Origin of the sequence: Campylobacter sp. US55 (assembly GCF_004378955.1) — a bacterium.
In the GTDB taxonomy this organism is placed as follows: Bacteria; Campylobacterota; Campylobacteria; order Campylobacterales; family Campylobacteraceae; genus Campylobacter_D; species Campylobacter_D jejuni.
Genome location: NZ_RYYF01000001.1, coordinates 309,874 through 315,873, shown reverse-complemented (window position 1 = coordinate 315,873; position 6,000 = coordinate 309,874). Strand labels below are relative to the sequence as shown.

At 30.4% G+C, this 6,000-nt stretch carries 7 protein-coding genes; 3 read left to right on the top strand and 4 right to left on the bottom strand.

What is annotated here, in order from left to right:
- The first annotated feature begins 165 nt into the window (after positions 1-165).
- Positions 166-1,056: a tRNA 5-methoxyuridine(34)/uridine 5-oxyacetic acid(34) synthase CmoB gene (gene cmoB / locus ELQ07_RS01610; protein WP_079862153.1), complete on the top strand. Its 891-nt coding sequence runs from the start codon at positions 166-168 to the stop codon at positions 1,054-1,056.
- Positions 1,057-1,128: 72 nt separating this feature from the next.
- Positions 1,129-1,707, top strand: coding sequence for a hypothetical protein (locus ELQ07_RS01605; protein WP_070317136.1), 579 nt, complete (start codon positions 1,129-1,131; stop codon positions 1,705-1,707).
- On the opposite strand, the gene ELQ07_RS01600 is transcribed toward ELQ07_RS01605, so the two are convergent.
- Both ELQ07_RS01600 and ELQ07_RS01595 read right to left on the bottom strand, forming a co-directional pair.
- Complete coding sequence (locus ELQ07_RS01600; RefSeq protein WP_134224639.1) at positions 1,708-1,881, bottom strand: hypothetical protein; 174 nt, start codon at positions 1,879-1,881, stop codon at positions 1,708-1,710.
- 8 nt (positions 1,882-1,889) lie between these two features.
- Positions 1,890-2,417, bottom strand: coding sequence for a thermonuclease family protein (locus tag ELQ07_RS01595; RefSeq protein ID WP_134224638.1), 528 nt, complete (start codon positions 2,415-2,417; stop codon positions 1,890-1,892).
- Between the two features lie 67 nt (positions 2,418-2,484).
- On the opposite strand from ELQ07_RS01595, the gene ELQ07_RS01590 reads away from it, so the two are divergent.
- Positions 2,485-3,753, top strand: coding sequence for a M20/M25/M40 family metallo-hydrolase (locus tag ELQ07_RS01590; protein WP_070317134.1), 1,269 nt, complete (start codon positions 2,485-2,487; stop codon positions 3,751-3,753).
- Here ELQ07_RS01590 and ELQ07_RS01585 read toward each other — a convergent pair.
- On the bottom strand, positions 3,736-4,983 hold the full coding sequence (locus ELQ07_RS01585; RefSeq protein WP_134224637.1) for an MFS transporter: 1,248 nt from the start codon (positions 4,981-4,983) through the stop codon (positions 3,736-3,738). The two genes, ELQ07_RS01590 and ELQ07_RS01585, sit on opposite strands and share 18 nt — an antisense overlap.
- A gap of 41 nt (positions 4,984-5,024) precedes the next feature.
- Positions 5,025-5,864, bottom strand: coding sequence for a cysteine ABC transporter substrate-binding protein (locus ELQ07_RS01580; protein WP_002853956.1), 840 nt, complete (start codon positions 5,862-5,864; stop codon positions 5,025-5,027).
- Positions 5,865-6,000 lie beyond the last annotated feature (136 nt).

Here is a 6,000-nt window from a genome sequence, read left to right as displayed (position 1 = left end):
GCTTTAAAGAAGTATAAACTAGATGATGATTATAGTTCTAAAGCTTATGTGAGCTTTGGGAAGTATTTTTGAGTTTTTAAAAAATTATTTTTGATTAAATATTTAATGCATATAATTTATATTGCCATAAAAGCTTTTAATGTTATAATTTAGTATTAAAAGCAAATGTCAAGGATAAAAATGCAAGAAAATTTACTCGAAAAACAATTTCTAAATCACCCTTTATATGCTAAAATACAAGAACTTAAAGCTCTCAATCTTGCTTGTAATTTTTCTTTAGATGATAGTGTAAATTTATCTACAAATTCTCAAGCCAAAGATGAAATCTTAGCTATAACAAAAGAACTCAAACCATGGAGAAAAGGTCCTTTTAAAATAGACAATCTTTTCATCGATACAGAATGGCAAAGTTTTATTAAATTCAACATTCTAAAGCCTTTCATGAACGAAATTTCTCAAAAATGCGTTGCTGATATAGGCTGTAATAATGGTTATTATATGTTTAAAATGCTTGAATTTAATCCTGTAAAACTCATAGGTTTTGATCCTTCTATCAAATACCGTTTGCAATTTGAACTCATTAATGCTTTAGCTAAAACTCCTATAAAATACGAACTTTTAGGTGTAGAGGATCTTCCAAGCTATGGATTGAAATTTGATGTGATTTTCTGTCTTGGCGTGATTTATCATAGAAGTGATCCTATAAAAATGCTAAAAGATTTAAAAGCAGGACTTAATAAAAATGGAGTTGTTTTTTTAGATACCATGTATATAGAAGATGAGAGAGAAATCGCTCTTGTACCTAATAAAACTTATTCTAAAATTCCAAATATTTATTTTGTGCCAAGCATTAGTGCATTAAAAAACTGGTGTGAAAGAGCAGGATTTAAAGAATTTGAAGTTTTGGCTACAAAAAAAACCGATGAAAACGAACAAAGAAAAACAGAATGGATAGACTCTTTTTCGCTGGAAAATTTCTTAGATCCAAAGGATAAAAATCTTACCATTGAAGGCTATGAAGCACCCAAAAGAGTTTATATACGCATTAAAATATAAATTCTTTTTATTTTTTGCCGATATTGAAATTTAGATATTTTGAAGTAGATAAGTAGAATTTAAAGGTTAGATATGGCAAAAAAAGATAATTTTGAAGAATATGCACAACTTGAAGAATACGCATCTGCAGAAGATATATCTCGCGTTAGAGCAGAATTACTTACTTGTCCTGAATTAAACACCTCGCTTACTGGAACCATTATCGAAATTGATAAAAACTATGCCAAATCAATTTTAATAACTACAAGCGAAATGGTAGCAGATGATCAAGGATTGATTTTTGATGCCTTTATTTTCGCTGCGGCAAACTATGTAGCACAAGCCTCTATCAATAAAGAATTTTCAGTGATTATTGGATCAAAATGTTTTTTTTATGCTCCGCTTAAATTAGGCGATGTTTTAGAACTTGAAGCTCATGCACTTTTTGACGACACCTCCAAAAAAAGAGATGTAAAAGTGGTTGGGCATGTTAAAGAAATTAAAATGTTTGAAGGAACGATACAAGTTGTTAGCACCGATGAGCATATATTTAAACTCAAGCGTCCGCCACTTAACACTGTTAAACCTACGGAAAATCAAGAACAAGATACCAAAATCAAAAATCCAGAAGCTGTAGCAGCTGCATTAATGGCCTCTGTGGGTGGAAAATAATCAAGGAGTCATTTTAATATCCACCCAATTTTTTGAGCAATCCTTATGATAAGTTCCGCTTCCATCATAATACTCTTTACAATCATCATAAAAACGATTTGAAATCCCTCTTTCATTTACAAAACATCCAGAAATTCCTAAAGCTAATAGTATCATTAAAGTATATTTTTTCATGTTTTTCCTTAGAATTTATTGTGTTTTCTCCATTTATAAGGCTCTATAGGATTACTCTCTTTCCAAAGACCTAAATGATTTTTCTTAGCATTTTCTTGTTCTTTGATATAAGCATTGCTATAGTAAGTATCAGCCCAAGCATAACCTTTACTTACTAAAAATCGATTAATATCAACATCATTAAGCTTTACAATAGCAACAATTCTACCATAAGTATCTTTATTTTTATAAATAATTTCAACTTGTTTACTACTTAAAATTCTACTTAAAGCTTCTTTTGATTGCTTCCCAAAACTTTGTTTAAGTTCTGGTGCATCTATACCAAAAAATCTTATTTTAGCGAGTTTGTTTTCATGATTAACTTCTATAGTATCTCCATCAATAATTCTAACTACTTTTCCTTCAAAACTAGAATTTTGGGCAATATAGTTCTGAATAAAAACAACTACAAGAGTGAAGATTAATACAGAAAAAAGTTTTTTTGGATCACTTAGCAATTTTCTTAAATTAAATAATTTTTTATAATTTATTCTCATTTTTTAATCATTTTGCCTTTAAATTTTAAAAAATATGCCATAATTTTATCAAAACAAAGGAGATAAAATGCAAAATGTTATAGAAAATTTTAAACAATTATGCAAAATTCCTCATTGCAGTTATGAAACAGAACAAATGAAAGAATTTTTAAGCTCTTATGCTAAAGATAAAGGCTTTAAAGTGAATATAGATAAAGCAGGAAATATCCATGCCATAAAAGGCAAACCAAAAATTTGCTTACAAAGCCATTATGATATGGTCTGTATGGGCGATGCACCAAACTTAGAAGTTTATGAAGAAAATGGCTTTTTAAGAGCCAAAAATTCAAGTCTTGGCGCAGATAATGGTATAGGTATAGCCATCATGATGAGTGCTATGGCTGAATTTGAAAATTTAGAGTGTCTTTTTACAAACGATGAAGAAGTAGGACTCATGGGAGTGAATTCACTCGAGCACACTTTAGAATCTAAAATGCTTTTAAATTTAGATCATGAAAGCGATGATGAGATCATGATAGGTTGTGCAGGTGGAGTAGATATAGAAGCTAGCTTGCCTTTTAATACCCTTACAAAAAAGGGTAAAATTTATGAACTTTGTGCACAAAATTTTAAAGGTGGACACTCAGGCATAAATATCATACGCAATGAAAAAAGTTCCATCAAAGAAATGGCTAAATTCATACAAGAAAATGAAGGAGAAATCATTTCTTTTGAAGGCGGAGAAAGAATCAATTCTATACCTAAACACGCCAAAGCTTTAGTGCATTTTAAAAATGAAGTAAAGAGTAATAACTGGATAAAATGCAAATTTAAAGAAGAAGGTGAATTTGAAATTTGCGATCAAAGTAAAAAACTTTTAAGCCTTATCAATTCTTTTACTCATGGAGTTAGAGCTTATGATGAAAATCTAGGTATAGTTCAAACAAGCATTAACCTAGCTACTTTAAGAATGCAAGATAAACAAATCAAATTCGCACTTTTTGCAAGATCTAATATACTTGATGGGCTTAAGCAAATAGAATTTGAAACTTTAGAATTTTTCAAAGCTTTTGATTTTAAAGTAAGAAGTTTTAATTTCTATCCGCCTTGGGAAGGCAAACCAAACGCACTTAGCGACATGGTTTTTAAAGCACTTAAAAAACTATCGCCTAATGCCAAAGTTTCAGCTATCCATGCAGGACTTGAGTGTGGTATTATAGAGAAAAAACAAGAGCTTTTATGTGCTTCTATAGGCCCAAATATCCATAATCCTCATTCAACTGATGAGCATTGTGAAATCGCTTCAGTTGAAAAAATATCTAAGGTTGTTTTTGAAGTTTTAAAAGACAATGCTTAATTCTTTAATCTTGCTTCTTGCAAAAACGCGTTTTAACAAAAACACACAAAGCAAGGAGCAAAATCCCACTATAGCAAGATAAATACCTAAATACTCTTTATAAAAAGCATTAACTACAAAAGGGGTTAAAAAGCCTAAAATCGCATAAGAAATATTATAAGCAAAACTAAGCCCACTAAATTTAAGCTCGCTTTTAAAAATTTGCGTCATAAAAACAGGCGCGAAAGTGATAATACCTTGTGCAAAACAAGCCAGTAAAAAATAAAATAAAAAATTCTCATCATAAAAACTAAAAAGCATACCAAAGATAATAAAAGCTATACTAAAAATAGAACAAATCCTATAGCTTCCCCATTTGCTTGCTAAAAAACCTTGAAATAAAGCTCCAAAAATCACCGCTAAGATAGCAAAATTTTGCACCCATAAAGCAGAAGTTTTACTCATAGCTAAAAGACTTTCAAAATACTTAGGTAAAATCATCAAAGTTGCCACACCGCTTGTTAAAACCATGGTCATTAAAAAACAAACAAGCATGCTCATTTTATGAGTTTTTAAAGCTTCAAACAATGGAAAATTTAAAATTTTCTTTTCATTTTGAACTTTTATAAATTCTGGAGTTTCGCTGAGTTTATTTCTTAAAAACAAAGCTAAAATTCCAAAAAATCCTCCTATGATAAAAGGAATTCTCCAAGCATAGCTTTGAACTTCTTCAGGGGTAAAATAAGATCTTATGCCTAAAGTGGCAATATTTCCTAGCAATAAACCTATGGTTAAAGTCGCTGAAATAAAACCAAGAGCTAAAGGAATTTGACGCCCTTTGACAAATTCGCTCACATAAATCCAAGCTCCGCTCACCTCGGTTCCAACGGCTAAACCTTGCAAAATACGAATAGTAAATAAAATCAAAGTAGTAAATATACCTATACTTTCATAACTTGGTAAAAAAGCTAAAGCAAAACTAGGCAAAACCATCAAAAGCATAGAAATATAAAAAATATTCTTTCTTCCATATCTATCAGCAAAATGTGCCATCACAATAGAACCAAAAGGACGCGCTAAATAAGCAGCACCAAAGGCTATATAAGCATTTATCTGCATCCAAAAAGCATCATTTTGCGGAAAGAATACCTTAGCAAAAATATCCAAAAAAAAGGCAAAAAGCACAAAATCATAAAATTCTAAAATTCCACCCAAAGAAGCATAAATAATATTTTTGTATTTTTTTTGCATATTTTATCCTAAATCAATATAAAGGGCAAAAAAGCCCTTTGTTAAATTTTTCCACCTTCAATCACTACATCATCAGCCTTAACATCATCTCCAAAATGAGCTTTTAAAGTTTCATCATAAGCCTTGTGAAAAAACTGCTCTTGGCCTAGTTTAATGATCAAATTATCGATAAATTCTTTAAGTTCTTTATCGCCTTTTTTAACTGCTGGTGCAATAACATCTTTATTACCTAGCTCTTTAATACCCATTTTAAAATCAGGATGATCTTTCACCCAAGCAAAAAGCAAGGTATTATCATGACTTAAAGCATCGCCTCTTTTATCCATCAAAGCGGCAAAAGTTTCGGTATTTTGATCATATTTTAAAGTTTTAATATTAGGATAATTTTGCGTAAAGTAAGCATCCGCTGTTGTGCCTTTGTTTAAAAGTAAAGTTTTATCTTTTAAATCTTCTACGCTAGTTATATTACTATCCTTTGGTACAGCTACACCTAAAGCCACTTTCATATAAGGCAAGCAAAAATCAACCTGCTCGGCTCTTTGTGGAGTTTGAGTAAAATTAGCCAAAATAATATCTACTTTATTTGATTTTAAAAACTCAACCCTATTTGCAGCTTCAACAAGAACAAATTGCACCTTATTTTCATCGCCAAAAAGTTCTTTTGCTATGCGTTTAGCTAAAGCTATATCATAGCCTTGATTGTTTCCTTTTTCATCCACATAACCAAAAGGTGGTTTATCGCCAAATACCCCAATCCTAACAACTCCATTTTGCTTGATCTTATCAAGAGAATTTAAAGTTTTAGAGTCAGAATTTCCTCCACAAGCAGCCAATACTACTGCAACAAAGGCCGTTAAAACACTTAGAAGTATTTTTTTCATACATTTCCTTTCTTTAAAAATAAGCTTAAAGCTATTGCAAAAATATATAATAATTGCAAGGTTAATTATACTTAAAATTATAAATAATGCATTTGAAACAAACTAAAAAGATTTTCCTATGTGTAAAAATGTAATT